Genomic DNA, 23,975 nt, shown 5'->3' on the forward strand with positions numbered 1-23,975 from the left:
ACGGGTGAATTCCTGGGGCGGAGATGGGGACCGAAGCCCCTTATTCCGCCGCGATCGCGAAGCCGTCGTCATCCTCATCGTCGGCCAGCGACTTGAGTTCGACGTTGAGGCCCAAGCTGCGCATCTCCTTGACGAGCACGTTGAAGCTCTCGGGAATGCCCGCCTCGAAGGTGTCGTCGCCTTTGACGATCGCTTCGTAGACCTTGGTCCGGCCGATCACGTCGTCCGACTTCACGGTGAGGATTTCCTGCAGCGTGTAGGCGGCGCCGTAAGCCTGGAGCGCCCAGACCTCCATTTCCCCGAAGCGCTGGCCGCCGAACTGGGCCTTACCGCCCAGCGGCTGCTGGGTGACGAGGCTGTAGGGGCCGATCGAGCGGGCGTGGATCTTGTCGTCGACGAGGTGGTGCAGCTTGAGCATGTAGATGATGCCCACGGTGACCTTGCGGTCGAAAGCTTCACCCGTGCGTCCGTCGAACAGCACCGACTGGCCCGAACTGTGGAGCCCTGCCTTTTCGAGCTCAATGGTCACGTCGCCTTCGCGTGCACCGTCGAACACCGGTGTGCCCATCGGGACGCCTGCGGTTAGGTTGCCGGCCAGTTCGACCACTTCGGCGGTCGAGCGGCTGTCGATCGCATCGTGATATTCCTCGCCATAGACAGTCTTGAGGCGCTCGATGACCGCTTCGGGCGGCTTGGCCTTGGCATAGTCTTCCGAAGCATTGGGGTTCGCGCGCTTCCACTCTTCGAGCTGCTCGCCGATCTGGTGGCCCAGATTGCGAGCCGCCATGCCGAGATGCGTTTCGAAGATCTGCCCGACATTCATGCGTGAAGGCACGCCCAGCGGATTGAGCACGATATCGACCGGGGTTCCGTCTTCGAGGAACGGCATGTCCTCGACCGGGAGGATGCGCGAAATCACACCCTTGTTCCCGTGGCGGCCGGCCATCTTGTCGCCCGGCTGCAGCTTGCGCTTCACCGCGACGAAGACCTTGACCATCTTGAGCACGCCCGGGGCGAGTTCGTCGCCGCGTTCGAGCTTTTCCTTACGGTCCTCGAACTTCTCTTCGATGAACTTGACCGCCTCGTCGTACTGCGACTTGACCGCTTCGAGCTGCGCTTGGCGACCATCGTCGGCCACGGCAAACTTGAACCACTCGTGCTTGTCGACACCCTCGAGCACCTCTTCGGTGATCTCGCTGCCCTTCTTCACACCCTTGGGCGCTGCCGAAGCGGTTTGACCGACGAGCATGTCGCGCAGGCGGTTGTAGGTCGCACGGTTGAGGATGGCGCGTTCGTCGTTCGAGTCCTTACGGAGGCGTTCGATTTCCTCGTTTTGGATCGCACGCGTACGGTCGTCGATCTCGATACCGTGGCGGTTGAAGACGCGGACTTCGACGACCGTGCCGGCAACGCCCGGGGGCAGGCGGAGCGAAGTGTCGCGCACGTCGCTGGCCTTTTCGCCAAAGATGGCGCGCAGGAGCTTTTCTTCCGGCGTCATCGGGCTTTCGCCCTTGGGTGTGATCTTGCCGCACAGGATATCGCCCGGATGCACTTCGGCGCCGATATAGACGATGCCCGCTTCGTCGAGGTTGCGCAGCGCTTCCTCGCCGACATTGGGGATATCGCGGGTGATGTCTTCGGGGCCGAGCTTCGTATCGCGGGCCATGACTTCGAATTCCTCGATATGGATCGAGGTGAAGACGTCGTCCTTAACGATACGTTCGGAGATGAGGATACTATCCTCGTAATTGTAGCCGTTCCAGGGCATGAAGGCGACCAGGCTGTTGCGGCCCAATGCCAGTTCGCCGAGATCGGTCGAAGGGCCATCGGCGATGATATCGCCAGGAGCGACCGTCTCCCCCACCTTCACCAGCGGGCGCTGGTTGATGCAGGTGTTCTGGTTCGAACGCTGGAACTTCTGCAGCGTGTAGATATCGACGCCCGACTGGCCGGGCTCGACATCGCCGATCGCGCGGATGACGATACGTGTCGCGTCGACCTGGTCGACAATGCCGCCACGGGTCGCCGCGATGGCCGCGCCGGAATCGCGCGCAACGGTTTCTTCCATGCCGGTGCCGACCCAGGGCGCTTCCGCCTTGACCAACGGAACCGCCTGGCGCTGCATGTTCGAGCCCATGAGTGCGCGGTTGGCGTCATCGTTTTCCAGGAACGGGATGAGCGATGCGGCGACCGAAACGAGCTGCTTGGGGCTGACGTCCATCAGCGTGATGCTCTCGCGCGGCGCCATAAGGTTGTCACCGTCGTGGCGGGCCGAGACCAGCTCTTCCACGAAGCTGCCATCTTCCGTCAGCTCGGCCGAGGCCTGCGCCACGGTGTGCTTCTGCTCTTCCATGGCGGAAAGGTAGATCACCTCCTCGGTGACCTTGCCGTCAACCACCTTGCGATACGGCGTTTCGATGAAGCCGTACTTGTTGACGCGGGCGAAGGTCGACAGCGAGTTGATCAGGCCGATGTTCGGGCCTTCCGGCGTTTCGATCGGACAGATGCGGCCATAGTGCGTCGGGTGAACGTCACGGACTTCGAAACCCGCACGCTCGCGGGTGAGCCCGCCCGGGCCAAGCGCCGACACGCGGCGCTTGAGGGTGACTTCCGACAGCGGGTTGGTCTGGTCCATGAACTGGGAGAGCTGCGAAGAACCGAAGAACTCGCGCACGGCAGCAACCGCCGGCTTCGCGTTAATGAGGTCGTTCGGCATCACGGTCGACACGTCGACGCTGCTCATGCGTTCCTTGACCGCGCGCTCCATGCGCAGCAGGCCGACGCGGTACTGGTTTTCGAGCAGTTCGCCGACCGACCGCACGCGGCGGTTGCCGAGATTGTCGATGTCGTCGACGTCGCCCTTGCCGTCCTTGAGGTCGACCAGTTCCTTGACAACGGCGAGGATGTCTTCCTTGCGCAACGTGGTGACGGTGTCTTCGGCATCGAGGTCGAGGCGCATGTTGAGCTTGACCCGGCCAACGGCCGACAGGTCGTAGCGCTCGCTATCGAAGAACAGGCCTTCGAACAGCGCTTCGGCGGTTTCCTTGGTCGGCGGTTCGCCCGGACGCATCACCTTGTAGATCGCTTCGAGGCCCTCATCGCGGTTCTCGGCCTTGTCGACCTTGAGCGTGTTGCGGATCCACGGACCGGTGGTGACGTGGTCGATGTCGAGCAGGACCATTTCGTCGATGCCGGCGGCGTCGAGAACTTCGAGGTTCTCGGCCGAAACCTCGTCCCCTGCCTCGATATAGATGCGACCCGTCTTCTCGTCGATCATGTCGCGCGAAGCATAGCGGCCGAAGATTTCCTCGGTCGGCAGCAGCAGCGTTTCGAGCCCGTCCTTGGCCGCCTTGTTGGCCGCGCGCGGGCTGATCTTCTGCCCGGCGGGGAAAACTTCCTCGCCGGTCTTGGCATCGACCAGCGGGAAGGCCGGCTTCTGGCCACGCCAGTTCTCGGGGACGAAGGGAATGGTCCACCCTTCGCCTTTCTTGCCGGTCGAACGCTTCCAGGTGACGGTGTCGTAGAAGTGATCGAGAATGTCTTCGCTGTCGAGGCCGAGCGCGAAGAGCAGCGCGGTGACCGGCAGCTTGCGCTTGCGGTCGATACGCACGTTGACCACGTCCTTGGCGTCGAATTCGAAGTCGAGCCAGGACCCACGATACGGAATGATGCGGGCGGCGAAAAGGAGCTTGCCCGAGCTGTGGGTCTTGCCGCGGTCGTGATCGAACAGCACACCCGGCGAACGGTGCATCTGCGAAACAATGACGCGTTCGGTGCCGTTGACGATGAAGGTGCCGTTCGAAGTCATGAGCGGCATGTCGCCCATGTAAACGTCCTGCTCCTTGATATCGAGAACCGAACGGGTCTCGGTTTCCTGATCGACCTCGAAGACGATCAGGCGCAGCGTGACCTTCATCGGGGCGGCATAGGTGATACCGCGCTGGCGGCATTCGACGATATCGTATTTCGGCGCTTCGAGTTCGTAATGGACGAAGTCGAGTTCGGCGGTGCCGGCGAAGTCGCGGATCGGGAACACCGAACGCAGCGTCTTTTCGAGGCCGGAGACGTAATCGATCTCCTTGTTCGAGCGCAGGAACTGTTCGTAGCTCTCGCGCTGGACCTCGATCAGGTTCGGCATGTCGACGACTTCGTGGATGTCGCCGAAGATCTTGCGGATACGACGCTTCGCCGTGCCCTGCGCGTTCGTGCCCCGGGTCTTCTTCGGAGCCTTCGCCTTGGTAGCCATAAGGGGTAGTTACCTCTTCTCGTATGCGCCGGAGATCGTCCACGTCTTTGGGCGGACAACCCCTCGGAATTCGTGCCTCATGCGCGTGAGATCATAGCCGGGACGCGAAAAGGCCGCAGCGGATGACGCACCGGTCCCGGCGGTCTGCTGCAGCTTCTCAAGCGTCGCGAATATGGAAACGCCGCTTCCATCCTGTGCCCGATCCCCGCGCATGAATCGGACTCGCTCGAAGCGTGCGGTCGGAGGGCATGTAGGATTTGCGCGCGCACGGGTCAACCGGGGAATCGGGCGCTGCGCGGCGGGGCAGGGAAACGGCGACGCGATAAGCTAGGAAGGGGCGTGACGATGGCAGCGAAGAATGGATGGGTGCCATCACGAACAAGGACGGCCGACCATTGGCCATGATGACGAGCGCAGCGGCGGGAACCGGACAGGCTCTTACTCGACCTGGCGACTGTTCCACATCATCCGCTCGATCTTCCAATAGCCCGCTTCGTCGGGCCGGGCATGAATGATGTAGTGACCTTCCTGAACGGAGCGAGTGCCGTCATAGGTGAAAGCAATCTCGCTACGGCCGCTGATCGCCGCCAGCGCGGGCGATCCTTCGATGGCGTCCGCGTGCCGCTCGAAATATTCGACCTCGGTCGATGGAGGGCCATCGGGGAACCAGAAGCCGTGCAACGCCTCGATTCCTGAAATCGGCGGCGCTCCATCCCCCGGATAAACCACGGCATCTGGCGCGAAAAGCGCCAACAGCGCTTCCGATTGCGCCTTGGCCCCTTTTTCCCGCCATGCCTTGCCATAGCTCTGGTCGAGTGCGCGCAGCGCCTCGCGGTCGCCAGCGGTCATACTCGCCCGAGCGGAGGGCTCGCTTCTCGCGGGCGGATCGGTCGAGGGAGAAGAACAGCCGACCAGACCCAGCACCGCAATAGCGGCCAAGACGCGAAACATGGACACCACTCCCATCTGACCGGCGATAAATGACCTATCGGATCGACGAGGTCGAAGCCTGCTCCACCAATGTCATCCGCGATTCTGCGAATGACATGCGAATGCAGATTATCGAATTTCGATATTATCGATTGACGATATGAAAAATGTCCGTCATATCGAATTTCGATAAGGGAGATTGCCTCATGCTGGAAGCGACCATCTGGGTTCTGCGCGTTGCCAACTGGCTCAACTGGATCGTCGCCACGCTGTTCGCACTTCTCGGTGCGATGCTGGTGATCGACCCGAACCACTTCCGCGAAAAGTTGCTCGACGCCTTTTCGACCACAGGGGGCGAAGCGGTCTTCATATGGCTCGCCGTATCCTGCGCACTCGTACTGCCCGTTGCGGCTGCCGTTCATGCCATCCTGACACGGCTGATTGCAATCGTCCGGGATACGCGGGCGGGCGCCGCTTTCAGTGATCGCAACGCGCATCGGCTCACCATCGTCGCCTGGGCGCTGTTGGCGATAAATCTCGTCGATCTGGCGCATGGGCAGCTTTCGGTCTGGGCGAGCGCGCAAAGCGGAGAGTATTTCGGCTGGACGCTGTCCCTCACCGGCTGGCTGGCCGTTCCCTTGCTCTTCCTGCTTGCGCGCGTGTTCCGCGAAGGCGCCGCCATGCGTGAAGATCTGGAAGGCACGGTCTGATGCCGGGCGAAGACATGCACCATATCGTCGTCCAACTCGACGACTTGTTGCGCGAGCGCGAGATGACGCTGACCGAATTGTCGGAACGGATCGGACTGACACTGGCGAACCTGTCCATCCTAAAAACCGGCAAGGCCAAGGCCATCCGTTTTTCCACGCTCGAGGCGATTTGTCGCGAACTCGAATGCCAGCCGGGCGATCTGCTGAAATACGGGGAGTAAAAAACATGCAATGGATACGTCGTTTTTTCACCGATCTTGCAGGCAGCTATATCGATAGCCTGCGCGCGATCAGAGCCCTTCCGTGGCTTTTCGCTGCAATCATCCTGTGGGAATTCGCCCAGCATGTGGTCGAAGTGCGGATCGGCATGTTCGCCGATGAAGAAACCGCCCGCGCCGTATCGCAGGACGGTGCGCGCATGGCGTTCGGCTGGGTGAAGATGATCTCGATCTATGTCGGCGCCTTCTTCGTCATCCGGCATTTTGCAGGGAAGCGCGACGGGCGGCAACTGGCCCCGCGGGGTACGGCGGCAAAGCGCTTCGCACCGTATCTTGTCTATTCGCTCGTTATGTTCGCCGCCGTTTTCTACACGCGCGATTTTGCCGGCGAGGAGCATGTCGATACCGTTCGCACCATTGTCGGCCTCGGCCAGGTGCTGGTCGAACCGTTATTGATGGCCTGGGTCGTCGCGGCCGCGACAGATGGCCGGATCGCCGGGCCGATCGGTTCGGCCAGGCATACCGGCCTGCTCTATTTCCTCGCGCTGCCGCTGTTCCTGCTGACGCGTGTCCCGGTCAGCCTGCTGCACCAGAACCTCAATGAGTGGGCGATGGGCAAGCAGGGCGCCGAGCTGTGGTCGCTCCTCGCCATCGATTCGCTGGTGGTGGGCCTGATCGTTGCGATCACCCCTGCCGCGATGGTGCGGGTTGCGCGGTGGGTGGAGCTGCGCCACGCAAACAAGGTGGTCGCCCGGCAGCCCGGCACGACCCGGCATAAGGCCCGCACCGGGCAATCGCGGCGGGGCCTGTGACGGCCCTGTCCGCCCTTCGCCCTTGACGCAGGCGCCCGATCCGCTAAAGGCCCGCCCGCAAAGGCGGGTCTTTTTCGATTCCCGTCCGTGCATCCGTCCGAGACAGTTGGTGAAGGCAATCTGGCCTTCTTAATTTCCAGCCTAGACGGGGAACAGAGAATTTCCGGTGATGCGCCTGCATCACCGTTTCGCGCCATCTGGCGCACTCCTTCCCCTTCAACGGACTCGCCCGTGTCGCTCAGGTGGCATGGACAAACGTAGCCGGTCGTCTGCTTCCAAGCGGACGACCATAGTGAAGGAGTATGGCATGGATCGTTCGCAAAAAGCCGACGCGGTTGCCCAGCTCAGCGAAGTCTTCAACCAGGCAGGCGTGGTCGTCGTGACCCGCAACCTGGGCCTTACGGTCGCCCAGTCGACCGAATTACGTACGAAGATGCGTGAAGCCGGTGCATCCTATCAGGTTGCGAAGAACCGTCTTGCCAAGCTCGCCCTGAAGGACACCGACTACGCAGGTCTCGAAGAGTACCTGTCCGGTCCGACCGCCCTTGGTTATTCCGAGGATCCGGTTGCCGCGGCCAAGGCCGTGGTGGAGTTCGCCAAGACCACCGACAAGATCGAAATCGTCGGCGGTTCGATGGGCGCGCAGAAGCTCGACGAAGCAGGGGTCAAGGCGCTCGCCTCGATGCCCAGCCTCGACGAACTTCGTGGCACGATCGTGGGCCTCGTCAAAGCGCCGGCAACCAAGGTTGTCCGCACGATCAAGGAACCCACCTCGATGCTCGCACGCGTATTCGGTGCCTATGGCGCCAAGGAAGCCGCGTAAGAGCCGGTTCGACGTACGAACACATATTCATCGGGGCAAAGTCCGTCGGACACCCCGGCCTTATATTTGGAGTGAAACATCATGGCCGATATCGCCAAGCTTGTTGAAGAACTGTCGAAGCTGACCGTCATGGAAGCCGCTGAGCTTGCCAAGGCGCTCGAAGAAGAGTGGGGCGTTAGCGCCGCCGCTGCTGTTGCCGTAGCCGGCCCCGCCGCTGGCGGTGACGCAGGTGCCGCAGCCGAAGAAAAGGACGAATTCGACGTCGTCCTGACCGGCGACGGTGGCAAGAAGATCCAGGTCATCAAGGAAGTCCGCGCCATCACCGGCCTGGGCCTTTCGGAAGCCAAGGCTCTTGTCGAAGGCGCGCCCAAGCCGCTCAAGGAAGGCGTCAACAAGGCGGAAGCCGAAGAAATCAAGGGCAAGATCGAAGCAGCCGGCGGTACCGTCGAGCTCAAGTAAGCTCCTGCTCCCCGCCCGCGCGGGGATCTGCTTACGCTTCGATCTCGTTTCGCGAGATCAGACGAAGGGCGGCGCCGCGAGGCGCCGCCCTTTTTCCTATCCCGGTCGCACCGGCGGGCGGGCCGGCCAACCTAGTCGAGCTGAGCTTGGTCGACCGTGTAATAGACACCGTCGCGATCTTCTCTGCGGCGAAGGACAATGTGCCTGTCGGCCACGCCGGAACCCAGGGCATCGACGACCGAATCCGACTTGATCCGCGAAAAATCCTCATCGGACAGCGTCTGAAACTTCAGCCCCTGCGCCTCCGCGAAAATCAGCGCGGCCGGGGCTTGCCCGGAAAGGCGCGCCAGGAATGTCGCGGCAGGCTCGCTCGTCATGTAGCCGTACAGTTCGAGGATCTGTGTCAGCGAATGCGGGAAAGCCACGTGATTGTTGCCTTTGCCATTGTGCCATTTGCACAGCGGCATCAGGTAGCAGATGTTGGTCGACGGGACGCTGCCGTCTTTATTCGGGGTCATATGCCCGCCCACCAGGAACGCGGGATGCGTATGGTCGGGCATCTGGGGATCGACATAACAATGGTCGTTGGTGCCCACCCCTATACCGAACTGTTGAAGTAGGTAAGTCCAGCTCGGATAGCCGGGAATCTTGGGATCGCCGCTGCTTCCGATCACATTGTATAACGGATCGGTGTAGGTCACGATTTTTGCTTGTGTCGAAAACAGTCGCTGTTCGCCAAAACGAGTGACGAAGTTCTGCAATGCGGCGACGGGTTCGACCGCTTCCGAGTTCTCCATGGTTTTTCTCCCTATTGTGGCAGACGATCGATGACCGCGATCGGTCGGCAAGCCAATTCTCCTTGCATCCGATTCAGATCGAACCGGTCGCCAGCGTCACTTCCAACCGATTCTCGATCCCTCATGACGACCACAGTCGGCCGTCTGGTACAGAACCATGGCTGCGCTGCTGAGCCGATCGACCAGTCCGTTGAAGGCCCCGCACACCGTTACCTCCCAAGCGGACCAATTTTCGGTCAGTGCCGGTCAGGGCATCGCGCAGTGTGGCTTGCGCGCACCATGCGGGACGCCAATTGCTCTCGATTGCTCCGGGCGGTTTGAGCGGGACCTGTCCTTCGCCTATCCGGTCCGGCTGCATGACGCACGAGACCGCCATGGAGCCCACGCCCACCATTGCGGAACCGGGCGGCGATGGCTGGCGCGACGAACTGGTCGCGACGCTGCGGCTGAGCTGGCCGCTGGCGGCGGCGAATCTGTTGCAAATGCTGACCTATGCGATCGACGTGATCTTCATCGCGCGGCTGGGTCAGGATCAGTTGGCGGCCTCGGCTTTGGCGGTGGCGCTCTTCGGCATGGTCTTGTGGGCCTTATCCGGCCTGACCGGCGCGGTCGCACCGGTCGCGGCAGCCGAGCTGGGCGAGCGCGCGCCCGCATTGCGGCCGGTCCGCCGTTCGGTGCGCATGGCGCTCTGGCTTGCGCTGATCTCGGGAATTGGCGGGATCGGAGTGTGCCTGCTGCTTGGCCCGCTGATGCGGATCACCGGACAGGAACCACAGATTATCGCCATGGCGATCGAATACAACACGTTGCTGGTGCTCAGCCTGGTACCCATGCTGTTCAACAACGTGCTGCGCAGCTTCGTCTCCACGCTGGACCGCCCGATCTTCGCCACCGCGATCACCGCAGCCGGCATCTTCGTCAACGCGCTCGCCAACTATGCCTTCATCTTCGGCAATCTTGGCGCGCCCGAGCTCGGCCTCAAGGGCGCTGCGGTAGCGACGATCCTCACCACGTTGACCACGCTCGCCGCCTATATCCTTGTAATCCGCCTCGATCCGAAACTGCATCGCTATCGCGTCTTCGGGCGGTGGTGGTCGCCCGACTGGCAGCGGTTTGTGCATATCACGCGCATCGGCACGCCGATCGCGCTGACCATCACCGCCGAAGCGGGGATTTTCGGTGCCGCCGCCTTTCTGATGGGCAATATCGGCGCAACCCAGTTGGCTGCCCACACGGTAGCCCTGCAGATTGCCGCTCTTGCTTTTCAGGTGCCCTTCGGGGTCAGTCAGGCCGCGACGATCCGCGTCGGCTATTTCTACGGGGCACGCGATTCCATCGGTATGAAACGCGCGGGCTGGACCGCCATCTTCGTGGGCACCGGTTTCATGGCGCTGACGGCCCTTGCGATGGTGGTGATCCCCAAGCCACTGCTGGCGATCTATATCGACCCGTGGGATCCGAAAAACGCGGTTCTGGTCGGCTTTGCGCTACAATACATCGTGATCGCCGCCGCCTTCCAGTTGTTCGACGGGATGCAGGCGGTCGCCGCGGGCGCACTGCGCGGGTTGCAGGACACGCGCGTGCCCATGTGGATCGCCGCCTTCGCCTATTGGGTGCCCGGCATCGGCCTTTCGCTTTATCTCGGTTTCCGTACCCCGCTGGAGGGGGTGGGCGTGTGGATCGGGCTCGCCACCGGCCTTACGGTTGCCGCCGCGCTGCTCGGGTGGCGCTGGCACCGGCGCGAAAAACTCGGACTGACGGACAGGCCCCCTCGCCTGGCCTGAACACGCGCACACCCCGGCGAAAGCATCGCAACTTTTTTCGCCGTCGCCCCGTTGACTCGAGGAAAAGGCGTCCCCAAATGCGCCTCGCTGGCACTCTCGGAGTGGGAGTGCCAATCCTTGTTTCACACTCTTAGAAGAGAGGTCATCATTATGGCATTTCGTCCGCTGCACGACCGCGTTCTGGTCCGTCGCATCGAAGCCGATCAGAAGACCGCCGGCGGGATCATCATTCCCGACAGCGCCCAGGAGAAGCCGAGCGAAGGCGAAATCGTCGCTGTCGGCGATGGCGCGCGGGACGATGACGGCGACCGTATCGCACTCGACGTCAAGGTCGGTGATCGGGTGTTGTTCGGCAAGTGGTCGGGCACCGAAGTCAAGCTCGACGGCGAAGACCTGCTGATCATGAAGGAAAGCGATATCATGGGGATCATCGGCTGATTGCCGAGCCTTTCTCGCTTCCTACCAGACACATAATTTCCAGGAGAAAAACCAATGGCAGCCAAGGACGTTAAGTTCGGCCGCGACGCGCGCGAAGGCATTCTGCGCGGCGTCGACACCCTCGCCAATGCAGTCAAGGTCACGCTGGGTCCCAAGGGCCGCAATGTCGTGATCGACAAGAGCTTCGGCGCCCCCCGCATCACCAAGGACGGCGTCACCGTCGCCAAGGAAATCGAGCTTAAGGACAAGTTCGAGAACATGGGCGCGCAGATGATCAAGGAAGTCGCATCGAAGGCGAACGACGCCGCCGGTGACGGCACCACCACCGCGACCGTCCTCGCCCAGTCGATCGTGACCGAAGGTATGAAATCGGTCGCGGCCGGCATGAACCCGATGGACCTCAAGCGCGGCATCGACCTTGCGGTCACCAAGGTCGTCGAAGACCTCAAGAGCCGTTCGAAGGACGTCTCCGGATCGAACGAAATCGCGCAGGTTGGCATCATTTCGGCCAATGGCGACCGTGAAGTCGGCGAGAAGATCGCCGAAGCGATGGAAAAGGTTGGCAAGGAAGGCGTGATCACCGTCGACGAGAGCAAGGGTCTCGAATTCGAGCTCGAAACCGTCGAAGGCATGCAGTTCGATCGCGGCTACCTGTCGCCCTACTTCATCACCAACCCGGACAAGATGACGGTCGAACTCGAAAACCCGTACATCCTGATCCACGAAAAGAAGCTGTCGAACCTGCAGTCGATGCTTCCCGTTCTCGAAGCGGCTGTCCAGTCGGGCCGTCCGCTGCTGATCATCGCGGAAGACATCGAAGGCGAAGCGCTGGCGACCCTCGTGGTCAACAAGCTGCGCGGCGGCCTCAAGGTTGCAGCCGTCAAGGCTCCGGGCTTCGGCGACCGCCGCAAGGCGATGCTGCAGGACATCGCGATCCTGACCAAGGGCGAGATGATTTCCGAAGATCTCGGCATCAAGCTCGAAAACGTCACGCTCGGCATGCTCGGCGAAGCCAAGCGCGTCACCATCGACAAGGACAACACCACCATCGTCGACGGCGCCGGTGACGAAGCCGACATCAAGGCTCGCGTTTCGGAAATCCGCACGCAGATCGACAACACCAGCTCGGACTACGACCGCGAAAAGCTGCAGGAACGCCTGGCCAAGCTCGCCGGCGGCGTTGCGGTGATCAAGGTCGGCGGTGCGACCGAAGTCGAAGTGAAGGAACGCAAGGACCGCGTCGACGACGCCCTGCACGCAACCCGCGCAGCCGTTGAAGAAGGTATCGTTCCGGGCGGCGGCACGGCCCTGCTCTACGCCACCAAGGCGCTGGAAGGCCTCGAGGGCGGAAACGATGACCAGACCCGCGGCATCGACATTATCCGTCGGGCGCTGCAGGCTCCTGTACGCCAGATCGCGACCAATGCCGGTCACGATGGTGCCGTTGTCGCAGGCAAGCTGACCGATGCGAACGACACCTCGCTCGGCTTCAATGCTGCGACCGACACATACGAGAACCTCGTCAATGCCGGTGTTATCGACCCGACCAAGGTTGTGCGCACGGCACTGCAGGACGCCGCTTCGGTTGCCGGCCTGCTGATCACGACCGAGGCCGCAGTCGTCGAGAAGCCGGAAGACAAGGGCGCCGCCCCGGCAATGCCCGACATGGGTGGCATGGGCGGTATGGGCGGCATGGGCTTCTAAGCCTTTTCCCGACCAACCGGACAGCATTTGGCCCGGCAGGAGCAGTCCTCCTGCCGGGCCTTTTCATTCGTCCTGTCTCGCCACGCCCCGGCGCTCCGCACAAGCGCTTCGTCCTCTCTCAAACGGCTCGTGTCGATTTGGCGCGATATTCCAAGGATTGCGTCGACGGCTCGGATAAACCCGTGTTTCATGAGGAATGGGCCGACAACCCTGCCCCGCCAGAATGGTAGCGAGGACACGCTTGAGCCTCGGCATGGATCGAACGACGATGCCTCGCGCCCCGAGCCGCGGGAACGCTATACAAGGCCGAAGCAATCGGCTCTGATCCGCATGGGCAAACGCCTGCGCGATCCGGTCAATCGCTGGTTTGCGCGCCAGTCGCTGGTCGGAGACGAGGCGATCCTGCCCGCTTCGTACCTTCCCTGTCTCGATGAGTTGCAGCGCGAATGGCATATCGTCAGACAGGAACTTGCGCCCCTCCTAATGGAGCGTCGCTCGATACCCGCATTCGGCAAGCTTTCGCCCGACCATCGGCGAATTGCCAACAGCTCTGCCTGGAAAAGCTTCTTCCTCGAAGGCTATGGTTTCAAGGCCCAGGGAAACCGCGCCCGGTGCCCGCAGACCGCTGCCATGCTCGACCGGATACCCGGGCTCGTTGTCGCCTTCTTCTCGATCATGGAGCCGGGCACGCACGTCCCGCGCCATCGCGGACTGACCAAAGCCTGGCTCAATTGCCATCTCGGACTTGCGGTCCCGCGGGGTCCCGATCGCTGCGAGATGGAAGTGAACGGGGCGCCGGTACGCTGGGCCGAGGGCGAGTGGATGGTGTTCGACGAGACCAATCCACACGAAGTCTGGAACGAAACGCAAGAACCACGCGTGGTCCTGTTCCTGCAAGTGCGCCGCCCGATGCGCCGGTCGGGCCGCATGGCGGCCAGGCTGCTCTATTCGATCATCCGCCGCACCGCATTCGTTCAGGATGTGAGAAAAGCGATCGCGGCCTAGCTTACCCGCCCGTGCGGCTTTCCTCGACCGCCGCAATCACTTCGGCAGGCCAGGTGACCTGGGTTTGCGTCTGCGGATTGAACAGGCCATCGGCATAGACCGCCGCCTCGGCCGCGGCGATTTCCGCTGCGGTCAGGTGCTCGCTCGGCTCAAGCGCGAAGACGTCCAGCCCCCGGCTGATCTCGGTCGCGTAGATGCGGCCATTGTACCAATATGCCGACCAGTATCCGCCCGTGATAAGCTGCTCCTCATCGACTGGACCGCGATCGAAATAGGCGATCTCGAACGGCTTGCTCGCATCGGTGAAGTCGATCACCGAAATGCCGCCCTGATACCAGGCTTGCACGAAGATATCGCGTCCCGGCACCGGAATGATCGAGCCGTTATGCGCGACGCAGTTTTCCTTGTCGCCCTGCGGTGCAGGCAGCTTGTAGGTGCCGCGATAAACGAGCTTGCCGTCTTCGATCGCGTAGAATGCATTGGCGCCCCAGTTCTTCGGATCTCCTGCCTGGCAACGCGGACGGCCACCGCCGCCCCATTCGTCAGTGAACAGGACCTTGGTGCCGTCATTGTTAAAGGTGGCCGAGTGCCAATAGGCAAAACCTTCATCGGTTACGTCATCAATGCGGACCGGCTTGAGCGGGTCCTTAATATCGAGGATGATACCATTGCCGGAGCAAGCACCCGCCGCGAGGTCGAGCGCGGGAAAAACGGTGATGTCATGGCACATGTCGGTCCGAAAAGTGTCCTGCGTGCCTTCACCATGGTCGCCACCGCGCCACAGGCCGGCTATCTCGCCATCCTTGGCGAACACGCGCGGGCGGTCGACAATGCGCGATGCGGATGGATCGGCGAGCGGGACTTCGATTACGTCGATGCTGAACAGCGCGGTATTGTCGCCGCCGATCTCGTAGCAGCCCGCCAGTTCCTCATCGTCGCGGACGTAACTCGTGCCCGAATTGTAGACGATCAAACGATCTTCGTCGGCCTTCACGATCGAATGCGTGTGGCTGCCGCGACAGGTCTGGACCAGCCCGACCTGGCGTGGGCGGGTTATGTCGGACATGTCGAATATGCGGAGCCCGCGGAAGCGTTCCTCGCTCACCTTGTCGTCGACGCCCTGCAACCCGCAATCGACGCGCGCGCGACGGTCCTGGACGCTCATGATCAGGAGATCGCCCACGATCGATACGTCGCCCTGTCCGCCGGGGCACACGACCGAGCTGACAAGCTGGGGTATGCCGTCATCGCCCAGGCGATAGGCGTTGAAGCCGTGATAGCTGCCCGCCACCATCATGTCGCCGCTAAAGGCCATGTCGGTAAAGGCAAAGCTCAGCAGCGATCCGCGTTCACCGAACTCGGGCTCGTCATCCTCGGTTTCCTCGCCGTCTTCGCGCGGCGATGTGTCGGCCTCCTCTTCGTCCTCTTCCTTCACCGGCTGCAATTGGGCGGGGTTCTCCGGATCGAAGAAACCAGGCGGCTTTTCGAGCGTGGCCACTTTGCGCAGGTTCAGGATCGCCTCGCCCGCATCGCGAAAGCCCGCCGTCAACGTGGCGCGCGGATCGGTCGAGAGCGTGGCCAGCGTAGCGTTCATCCGGTCGATTTCAGCCTTCTGGTCGGTCACCACTTCATTGGTGAACTCGTACATCACCGGATCGTAAGCGCTGCCCGAAGTCCCGTGAAGATCATCGACCATGGTCACCGCGCCGCGATGGTGCTCCACCATCAGGTGCAGGAACAACCGGTCGAAGGCCGTGCCATTGGCGGCGGCGAGTTCACGCATCTGTTCCGGCGTCGCCATGCCTTTCATCGTATGGTGCGCATGGCCCATGCCCTGCATCGCCACTTCGAGATTGCGGTCCTTGAGCCAGGTCCGCATGAAATCCATCTCGTCTTTCTGACCCGCCTCGATACGGTCGGCGGTTTTCAGGATCGCTTCGTTATTGGTGCGATCCCTGACCAGTTGCGCCATATCGACGGCTTGCTGGTGGTGGACGATCATCCCCTGCATGAAAGCGACGTCCGCCGGAGAGAAGCGCGTATCGGACAGTGCTATCGCTTCCTGGGCGTCGATCACGCGCGGTGTATCGCCAGGCGCTCCGGGCAGGACGATCGGCACACTCTGCGCCAACGCGGCAGTGGAAGTCGAAAGCAACAGGCTGGCGGCCAGAAGACGTAGCGATTTTGTCATGATGTCAGTCCCCGAGATATCCTGATCGTAATCAGGCCCGGCAGGAGCCGGGCGGTCAAGCGCAAATTCTACGAACGGCAAGATGGAATGGGTCAGGAGCGGGCGAACCGACCACGTCTTGGCCCCAGATAGCCGAACAGATAGGCCGCCACCTTGCGCATCTGGATTTCCTCCGCGCCTTCGGTGATCCGATAGCGGCGGTGGTGGCGATAGATGTGTTCGAACGGCTTGTGACGCGAATAGCCGATCCCGCCATGCACTTGCATCGCACGGTCAGCCGCTTGGCAGACCAGTCGGTTCGCCCAGTAATTGCACATCGAAACCTTGTCGGAGATCGTCTTCTCGATCTCCGCATGCGGCATATTGTCCATTTCCCACGCGGTCTTGTAGATCAGCAAACGCAGCATCTCGCATTGCGTGGCCAGCTCCACCAGCGGGAACTGGATCGCCTGATTCTTCGCCAGCTCCTCGCCGAAAGGCTTACGTGTCCGGGCGTAGCGCACGCTCTCTTCGACGCAGTAGCTTGCCGCACCGAGCGACGATGCCGCTTGGCGGATACGGTTCTGGTGGACAAAGCTTTGTGCCAGAGCAAGGCCGCGTCCCTCCACACCGAGGATCGCGCTGTCGGGCACCCAGACATCGTTCACCGACAGCCGCGGATGGTCGGTCGGCATGTTGAAAGTCCACATCCATTCCTCGATCTCAAGGCCGGGGGTGGGATTGGGCACGAGGAAGCAGGTAATGCCGCTGGCATCGCCATTCTCTCCACTGGTGCGCGCGAACATCGCGCAATGAGTGGCGACGTGCATGCCGGTGATCCACATCTTCTCACCATCGATACGCCAGCCATCAGCCCCGTCGCGCGTTTCGCGGACCGCCGTGGTTTCCATCCAGGTGGCATCCGATCCATGATCCGGCTCGGTCAGGCCGAAGGCGACGCGGCGCGAGCCTTCGAACCCGCCTTCGATGAATTCCCGCTTCTGTTCCTCGGTCCCAAAGGTTTCGAACATGGCGACGAAGGGAAAGTTGCCGACGATCGAATGTTCGTTCTGCAGGTCGTTGTGCAAGCCAAGCCCGCGCTGGGCGAACCGATCGCGGATCACCGCCATCCACAGATTCGATCCATCCTTCCCGCCATATTTCCTCGGCGCGGAGAAACGCCAATGTCCTGCCTCGTCGGCAATCTGGCGGGCCTGCCGCAGCAGGTCCTCCCAGGCTTCATTCGGTAGACCGCCCTGCTCCCAATCGGTCCGCGCATTCTCGCGGCGGTGATCGAAAAACCGGATATTGTCGTCGCGGGCGACCAGCGGCTCGATCTTCGCCTCGATAAACCTCTCGAGTTCCGCGTAATAGTCCTCGAGCTCCTGCGGAATGGTGAAATCCATCGGCCTATTCCTCTTTCGTCCATGTCTTCCGCGCGATCGCCAGCGCAGGGTATTTCGGCATGTCGACCGCCAGCTTGTCGAGTGTGTTTCGTCTGAGCGCGGCGAGCAATCCCGGCTGAGCCAGTGTAACCTTGCCATCGATCAGATCGCGCGCCAGTTTCGCGTCGCGCACCTCTGTCCGGACAGCATTGTCACGGGCGATTATGCCGAGCGCATTGCGGGCGACCGCATGCTGGAAGCGATCATGGCCGTCCATCCGGTCTTTCACAGTCGCAAGCCATTCCGAGATTGCGACCGCCAGCTCCCCGGCACTCGCCTCTCCCCTCGGTTCGGACGTACCCGAACTATCCGGCAAATCGCGCTCGCGCTCTTCTCGGGGTGCGTCTTCCTCCAGCAAAAGCAGCAGGTCGAGTTCCTGCTCGCTGGTTCGGCGCGAGATGAGCGCGCGTTCGAGTGTGCGATCGGCTCCTTCACGCCAGGTCGCACCCATGCGCCAACAACCGAGCGCCCACCAGCACGTGCGATAAACCAGCCACCAGCGGAAGCGCGCCGGATCGACCTCGCGGCCGTAAAGGCTTGCATATTCTATCGACTGATCGCCGAGCGTCCCGAGGCCATAAGCCGGCCTGTCGGGGCCGCGAGAACCGCCATACGGTCATGCAACCATAAGCGATATCCTCATGGTAGTCGCCGAGATGCGCCAGTTCCCAGTCGAGCACCCCGGTCAGCGTGCTCTCCTCCACCATCAGATTGCCGAGCCGGTAGTCTCCATGGACCAGCACGGGTTCGATCGGCGAGAGAAGATTGCCCTCCAGCCATCTCAGCGCCAGCGCGACGATCGGCCGATCCGCCCCGGCCTCCTCGAACTGCTCGCGCAGACCTGCCACACCGTCGGACGGTTCTAGCCGAGGGAGATCAGGCAGGCTGTCCAGCGGAGTGTTATGGATCTCGGCAAGCTCCATCGCGATGTCGGCGCACAGATCGAATGCCAGCTCGTCCCCTTCATTCGCAGCAAGAATGGCGCGAGGATCCGCCGTCCCGGGGAGCGCCCGCATGACGAAGCCGGTTCCCAGACAGTCGGTTTCCTCCAGCTCGACCACGATTTCCGGGGCGCGCACCCCGCGCTGATGAACGGCGCGGATGACGGCGGCTTCGACATCGTGCCCGATCGCCCGCCCTTCCATCATTGCTGCGGACGGCGCACGGCGGAGGATAAAATCCCTTCCCGCGCTCGAAAACCGCCAGCTTTCCATGGTGGCCCCGCCGGTCAGCCTCTTCAGGCCTTCCGGCGCCCCTATTCCAACCCGTTCAAGCGCCCGGGCCAGTCCTTTCGCGAGCGCGCTTGCGCTTTCAGTCTCTCCCATGCGGTTCATGTGTGAAGCGAAACGCTCTGTCGCTCAAGCCCGGACCTCTTGCGGCGGTGGGTCGTTATTCCGACAAGCCAGTCTATCAGGAGATACTTTTATGCGCCTTCCCGCCAACGCCCATGTCGCCATCGTCGATGGTGAGAACTTCACTGTGATGCGCAACAGCGGCAAGCCTTTCGAACCCAAGCTAAGCGGCGCGGAGAAGCCCGACCTGTCGGCAACCAATTTCAGCGCCGGGGTGAAGCACCAGGATGCCGTCGGCCAGCGACTCGGGCGGACGGATCTGGATGAACTAGCCCATGGTGCAGCGGCAGCGGAATGGCTCAATGCCAAGTCGATAGCGGGTGAGATCACCGACGTCTTGGTCATCGCCGACCCCAAGACACTGGGTGAAATGCGCAGGCACTATCACTCCGAACTCGAGAAGCGCCTGGTTGGTGAGATCGATAAAACAGTCACCGGGGAACCGACCGACCGCATCGAGGAAATCATCGCCAATACCTGAGGTATCGGACGAACGATTGTAACAAGTCGGCAGGCTAACCTGTCGCGCCCGCAACACTTTTCGTCGCGTCGCCCTTGTGTCGACATATTCGGTTGGCATTAAGCTTCGCCTAACCACGGAGGGTGTATAGGGTCGGCATGCCTAAACGATTTTTTGGACGACTGCTGGCGATCGGGGCGATGCTTGCGTCTGCCCCGGCGCTGGCGCAAAGTGGCGGGTTCGAGGCCCAGTTCGACAATGCCCTGGGGACACAGGTCCGGGCACCGCAAACGCTCGAGGCCCTGTACGAAACTCCGCTCGCACGCGAAATCGCGATGCTTGCCGACGGCTCGAATGGCCGCATCGGCGTCTATGCGGTCGACCTGGCTACCGGGCATGAAGTTGGCGTGCTTGCCGATCAGCGCTTTCCGATGGCCAGTACCAGCAAGGTCGCCATAGCGGCCGCCTATCTTGCCGGGGTGGACGAAGGACGTTGGAGCCTGACGAGCGAGTTTCGACTGCCGCGTCCCGGTGGCGCCTATTTGCCCGCCTACAAACATCTCAGCCTGATGATTTCCAAGAGCTGTAACGACTGCACCGATGCACTGTTGGCGGCAGTCGGTGGCCCTCGGGCGGTAAACAAGTGGATGCGGAATGCCGGAATCGAAGGGTTCGAGCTGAGCCGCGATATCCGCACGCTGATCCGCGAAGATGGTCGGATCGACCCGGCCTGGAGCGTCGACGCGAAGGACAGCGCCACGCCGCGCGCAATGGGGCAGTTGCTGGCCGGAATTTATCAGGGCAAGTGGCTCAGCGATCATTCGCGCCGGTTTCTGCTGGACGCCATGGAGGAAACGACCACCGGAAAACGGCGCATGCGCTCGGCGCTCCCCGTCAGCGCCAACCTCGCGCACAAGACCGGTACGCTCAGCCGCACGGCGAGCGATATCGGGATTTTCCACACGCCCGATGGACGCGCAATCGCCGCCGCGATTTACGTCACCGGGCAGAGCCCTTCCATGGCGATCGAAAATGGCAGCCGCAGCCGCAAGCTCGAGGCACGGGCCAATCGCGATGCCCGGATTTCCAGCATCACGCAGGCGCTATACCATGGCTTCGGGCGTAACGTGAACGACGGGCGCAACTGGGCTTCGGCCGAATATGGCGGAAGGTAAGAGTCCGGCAACTCGATAAAGAAAAAGGGCGGCGCCGGAAGGCACCGCCCTTTCTTTTCGTGAACGCTAACCGTTCGCGAAGCGTGCGCGATTAGTCGGCAGCAGCTTCGGCTTCGGTTTCGCCTTCGACTTCAGCTTCGACTTCAGCAGCAGCTTCGTCGGCTTCGGCAGCAACTTCTTCAGCACCGGCTTCCATGGCGTCGCCAGCGGCTTCCATGTTTGCTTCGGCGTCAGCAGCAGCCGAATCGGCGGTTGCTTCGGCAGCGTCTTCGGTAGCTTCCGAGCAAGCTGCGAGGGTCAGGGCAGCAGCCGAAGCAGCAGCGAAAAGAGCGATCTTGCGCATAGTTCTAAATCCTTGAACAGCGAGTTTTGAGGTGGTTCGGAGGCCGAAGGCCCCCTCTCCACGCGAGTCCCGAATTGGGGCCTCACAGTGTCTAAATAATGGCCAAATTGGGGCCTAGCAAGCAGATTCACCAGAATCTGCCACATTTTGGCCCCAATTCCGCTGGGAATGGCAGGAATCCGCCGATTGTCGTGACGAGGAAAAATCGCGCTCCCCAAGGGGCAAGCCATTGCTAAGCCGCCTGACCATGGGTGAAAAACCACATCTCTACCTCGTCGACGGCTCGGCCTATATCTTCCGTGCCTATCACCGGCTCCCCCCCTGACCGACCCGAGGGCACTCCCGTGGGCGCGGTCTATGGGTACACCACGATGTTGTGGAAGCTGGCGGACGATCTGGACAAGGCCGATGGTCCGACCCATCTCGCGGTCGTGCTGGACAAGTCGAGCCAGAGCTTCCGCAACGAGATTTACGATCAATACAAGGCCAACCGGCCCGATCCGCCGGAAGATCTGGTTCCACAATTCCCCCTGATCCGCGATGCAACGCGGGCCTTCAGCCTGCCGTTGGTGGAAGAACCCGATGTCGAGGCGGATGACATGATCGCCACCTATGCCCGCGCGGCGCAGGAGCAGGGCTGGAACGTCACGATCGTTTCCAGCGACAAGGACCTGATGCAGCTCGTGGGCGAAAAGGACGGCGCCCGCATCGATATGCTCGATACGATGAAGAATGCGCGCATCTATGTCGAAGAGGTAGAGGACAAGTTTGGGGTGGAGCCCGAAAAGGTTGGGGATGTGCTCGCGCTGATGGGCGATTCGGTCGACAACATCCCCGGCATCTTCGGCGTGGGTCCCAAGACCGCAAGCAAGCTCATCGCCGAACACGGCGATTTGACCGCGGCGCTGGACGCGGCCGAGGGCATGAAAAAGTCGAAGCTCAAGGAGCGCCTGATCGAGCACCGCGCCGACGCCGAGCTCAGCCGCGTGCTGGTGACACTGAAGGAGGATTGCGACCTTCCCATCGCCCTCGACGATATGAAGCTCGACGGCGTGCCGAGCGAACCGCTCGCCGCATTCCTCTCCAAGCACGGCTTTACCAGCCTTCTGAAACGGCTCGATGCAGGTACTGGCAGCCCCTCTCGCACAACCGATCTTAATCCGGCCAAGCAAGATGCCAAGGGCGCGCCCGCCAGCACCGAGGGCAACCGTCAGCCGCTGCCCGACTATCCCGCGATCGACCGCTCGGCCTATGAATGCGTCCAGACCATGGAGCGGCTGGAAGAGTGGATCGAACGCGCCCATATGGCGCGCGTGGTGGCGGTCGACACCGAGACCAGCAGCCTCGATGCGATCCGCGCCGATCTTGTCGGGATCAGCCTCGCGCTGGGAGCCAACGATGCGTGCTACATCCCGCTCGGCCATGGCGGCAGCGACATGTTCGCCGAAAAGCCCCCGCAGATCGACAAGGCCGCCGCGCTCGAAGCCCTGAAGCCCCTCTTGACCAGCGACGCCGTGCTCAAGGTCTTCCACAACGGCAAGTACGACCTCAACGTCCTCGCCCGCAATGGTATCGCGGTCGCGCCGATCGACGATACGATGATTATCAGTTTCGATCTCGATGCGGGCCGTCAACTCGACGGGATCGGCGGCGGCCACGGGATGGACGAACTGGCCGACCGCCACCTCGGCCACACCTGCCTCAGCTTCAAGGAAGTGTGCGGGACCGGCAAGAAGGCGATACCGTTCGGCGAAGTCCCGCTCGACAAGGCGACCGAATATGCCGCCGAGGATGCCGACGTCACCTGGCGGCTTTATCGCCATCTCAAACCGCGGCTGGCGACCGAGGGGGGAACGAGGATCTACCAACGCGTCGACCGCCCGCTGGTCCCCGTGGTTGCGCAGATGGAGCGTCATGGCATCAAGGTCGACCGCGTCCGGCTGGCCAAGCTGTCGGAGGAGTTCGCCGGCGAGATCGCACGGCTGGAAAAGGAAATATACGAGCTGGCCGGCACCGAGTTCACTGTCGGCAGCCCGAAACAGTTGGGTGAAGTCCTGTTCGACACCCTCGGCTACAAGGGCGGCAAAAAAGGGAAGAGCGGCCAGTATTCGACCGATCAGAGCGTGCTCGAGCGGCTGTCCGGCGAAGGCGCGGAGATTGCCAACAAGGTGCTCGAATGGCGCCAACTCGCCAAGCTCAAGAGCACGTATACCGATGCGTTGCAGGCTGCGATCAACCCGGAAACCGGGCGCGTCCACACCAGTTATAGCCTGGTCGGCGCGCAAACCGGGCGGTTGTCCTCGACCGATCCAAACCTTCAGAACATCCCGATCCGCACTGCGATCGGCCGCCAGATCCGCGAAGCCTTCGTCGCCGAGGAAGGCCATGTCCTGCTCGCCGCCGACTATTCGCAGATCGAATTGCGGCTGGCGGCGCATATGGCCGATGTCCCGACCCTGAAGGAAGCTTTCTCCAATGGCGAGGACATCCATGCGCGCACCGCCACCGAAATGTTCGGCGAAGTCAATCGCGATACCCGCGCTCGCGCGAAGACGATCAATTTCGCGATCCTCTATGGCATCAGCCGCTGGGGGCTGGCCGGTCGGCTCGGTGTCCAGCCCGATGAGGCGCAGGCGATGATCGACACGTATTTCAGTCGCTTTCCGGGCATCCAGAAATACATCGTCCGCACGCTCGAACAGGTGCGCGAGCGCGGTTATTCTGAGACATTGTTCGGGCGCAAGACCTGGTTCCCGCGGATCGGTTCGAAGAATCAGGCCGAGCGCCAAGGCAGCGAGCGCGCAGCGATCAACGCGCCGATCCAGGGCACCAGCGCCGACATCATCAAGCGCGCCATGGTCCGCATGATGCCCGCACTCGAAAAGGCGGGCCTCGGCCATGTGCGCATGTTGCTGCAAGTTCACGACGAACTTGTCTTCGAACTGCCCGAGGGAGATGTCGAAGCCGCATCCCAGGTCATCGAGCACGTCATGGCCGGCGCGGCGCAACCTGCCGTGACGCTTGACATACCGCTGGGCATCGACATCGGTACGGGTTCCAGCTGGGGAGCAGCACACTGAACGAGATCGAGGACTTCGTCGCGC

The 23,975-nt window shown here is 62.1% G+C and carries 19 protein-coding genes and 1 pseudogene; 12 read left to right on the top strand and 8 right to left on the bottom strand.

Features of this window, described 5'->3' with window-relative positions; all coding sequences use genetic code 11:
• Positions 1-40: 40 nt before the first annotated feature.
• Positions 41-4,246 (bottom strand): DNA-directed RNA polymerase subunit beta, encoded by a 4,206-nt coding sequence (gene rpoB / locus DVR09_RS00845; RefSeq protein WP_115415258.1) that lies wholly within the window; start codon positions 4,244-4,246, stop codon positions 41-43.
• Between the two features lie 438 nt (positions 4,247-4,684).
• Entirely contained in the window at positions 4,685-5,197 is a 513-nt protein-coding gene (locus DVR09_RS00855) for a YybH family protein (protein ID WP_162814802.1), read from the bottom strand.
• A 185-nt stretch (positions 5,198-5,382) separates the two neighbouring features.
• Between DVR09_RS00855 and DVR09_RS00860 the strand changes: the two genes are divergently transcribed.
• From DVR09_RS00860 to rplL, 5 genes are all read left to right on the top strand, one after another.
• Positions 5,383-5,886 (top strand): DUF2975 domain-containing protein, encoded by a 504-nt coding sequence (locus tag DVR09_RS00860; RefSeq protein ID WP_162814803.1) that lies wholly within the window; start codon positions 5,383-5,385, stop codon positions 5,884-5,886.
• The gene (locus DVR09_RS00865) at positions 5,886-6,107 is read left to right on the top strand and encodes a helix-turn-helix domain-containing protein (protein WP_115415262.1); all 222 of its coding nucleotides are present in this window, start codon (positions 5,886-5,888) and stop codon (positions 6,105-6,107) included. Before DVR09_RS00860 ends, DVR09_RS00865 begins: the two co-directional genes overlap by 1 nt.
• 5 nt (positions 6,108-6,112) lie before the next feature.
• Entirely contained in the window at positions 6,113-6,916 is an 804-nt protein-coding gene (locus DVR09_RS00870; RefSeq protein WP_115415263.1) for a hypothetical protein, read from the top strand.
• Positions 6,917-7,223: 307 nt separating this feature from the next.
• Positions 7,224-7,739: a 50S ribosomal protein L10 gene (rplJ, locus tag DVR09_RS00875; protein WP_115415264.1), complete on the top strand. Its 516-nt coding sequence runs from the start codon at positions 7,224-7,226 to the stop codon at positions 7,737-7,739.
• 81 nt (positions 7,740-7,820) lie between these two features.
• Entirely contained in the window at positions 7,821-8,198 is a 378-nt protein-coding gene (gene rplL / locus DVR09_RS00880; RefSeq protein ID WP_115415265.1) for a 50S ribosomal protein L7/L12, read from the top strand.
• A gap of 131 nt (positions 8,199-8,329) precedes the next feature.
• On the opposite strand, the gene DVR09_RS00885 is transcribed toward rplL, so the two are convergent.
• Positions 8,330-9,046, bottom strand: coding sequence for a hypothetical protein (locus DVR09_RS00885; RefSeq protein ID WP_162814804.1), 717 nt, complete (start codon positions 9,044-9,046; stop codon positions 8,330-8,332).
• A 305-nt stretch (positions 9,047-9,351) separates the two neighbouring features.
• On the opposite strand from DVR09_RS00885, the gene DVR09_RS00890 reads away from it, so the two are divergent.
• The 4 genes from DVR09_RS00890 to DVR09_RS00905 all read left to right on the top strand — a co-directional run bounded on the left by DVR09_RS00890 (position 9,352) and on the right by DVR09_RS00905 (position 13,926).
• Complete coding sequence (locus DVR09_RS00890) at positions 9,352-10,779, top strand: MATE family efflux transporter (protein ID WP_234041492.1); 1,428 nt, start codon at positions 9,352-9,354, stop codon at positions 10,777-10,779.
• A 150-nt stretch (positions 10,780-10,929) separates the two neighbouring features.
• Positions 10,930-11,217 carry a co-chaperone GroES gene (groES, locus tag DVR09_RS00895; RefSeq protein ID WP_115415267.1) on the top strand — a complete coding sequence of 96 codons (288 nt, stop codon included), beginning with the start codon at positions 10,930-10,932 and terminating at the stop codon, positions 11,215-11,217.
• A gap of 54 nt (positions 11,218-11,271) precedes the next feature.
• Positions 11,272-12,921, top strand: coding sequence for a chaperonin GroEL (gene groL, locus DVR09_RS00900; protein WP_115415268.1), 1,650 nt, complete (start codon positions 11,272-11,274; stop codon positions 12,919-12,921).
• A 189-nt stretch (positions 12,922-13,110) separates the two neighbouring features.
• Positions 13,111-13,926, top strand: a complete 816-nt coding sequence (locus tag DVR09_RS00905) for an aspartyl/asparaginyl beta-hydroxylase domain-containing protein (protein ID WP_115415269.1) — start codon at positions 13,111-13,113, stop codon at positions 13,924-13,926.
• A 1-nt stretch (position 13,927) separates the two neighbouring features.
• On the opposite strand, the gene DVR09_RS00910 is transcribed toward DVR09_RS00905, so the two are convergent.
• The 4 genes from DVR09_RS00910 to DVR09_RS00920 all read right to left on the bottom strand — a co-directional run bounded on the left by DVR09_RS00910 (position 13,928) and on the right by DVR09_RS00920 (position 18,866).
• Positions 13,928-16,117: a DUF305 domain-containing protein gene (locus DVR09_RS00910; protein ID WP_115415270.1), complete on the bottom strand. Its 2,190-nt coding sequence runs from the start codon at positions 16,115-16,117 to the stop codon at positions 13,928-13,930.
• 92 nt (positions 16,118-16,209) lie between these two features.
• Positions 16,210-17,502, bottom strand: a complete 1,293-nt coding sequence (locus DVR09_RS00915) for an acyl-CoA dehydrogenase family protein (protein WP_115415271.1) — start codon at positions 17,500-17,502, stop codon at positions 16,210-16,212.
• Between the two features lie 4 nt (positions 17,503-17,506).
• Entirely contained in the window at positions 17,507-17,992 is a 486-nt protein-coding gene (locus DVR09_RS17485) for a DUF6285 domain-containing protein (protein ID WP_234041493.1), read from the bottom strand.
• On the bottom strand, positions 17,973-18,866 hold the full coding sequence (locus DVR09_RS00920; protein WP_234041494.1) for a phosphotransferase family protein: 894 nt from the start codon (positions 18,864-18,866) through the stop codon (positions 17,973-17,975). Before DVR09_RS00920 ends, DVR09_RS17485 begins: the two co-directional genes overlap by 20 nt.
• 100 nt (positions 18,867-18,966) lie before the next feature.
• Between DVR09_RS00920 and DVR09_RS00925 the strand changes: the two genes are divergently transcribed.
• Positions 18,967-19,374 carry a baeRF12 domain-containing protein gene (locus tag DVR09_RS00925; RefSeq protein WP_115415272.1) on the top strand — a complete coding sequence of 136 codons (408 nt, stop codon included), beginning with the start codon at positions 18,967-18,969 and terminating at the stop codon, positions 19,372-19,374.
• Positions 19,375-19,511: 137 nt separating this feature from the next.
• On the top strand, positions 19,512-20,528 hold the full coding sequence (locus DVR09_RS00930; RefSeq protein WP_115415273.1) for a serine hydrolase: 1,017 nt from the start codon (positions 19,512-19,514) through the stop codon (positions 20,526-20,528).
• Between the two features lie 91 nt (positions 20,529-20,619).
• Here DVR09_RS00930 and DVR09_RS00935 read toward each other — a convergent pair whose 3' ends face one another.
• Positions 20,620-20,871, bottom strand: coding sequence for a hypothetical protein (locus DVR09_RS00935; RefSeq protein WP_067696099.1), 252 nt, complete (start codon positions 20,869-20,871; stop codon positions 20,620-20,622).
• Between the two features lie 247 nt (positions 20,872-21,118).
• Here DVR09_RS00935 and polA point away from each other — a divergent pair.
• Positions 21,119-23,951: pseudogene (gene polA, locus DVR09_RS00940) on the top strand (DNA polymerase I).
• Positions 23,952-23,975: the final 24 nt, after the last annotated feature.

The sequence above is a fragment of the Erythrobacter aureus genome (genome assembly GCF_003355455.1).
In the GTDB taxonomy this organism is placed as follows: domain Bacteria; phylum Pseudomonadota; class Alphaproteobacteria; order Sphingomonadales; family Sphingomonadaceae; genus Qipengyuania; species Qipengyuania aurea.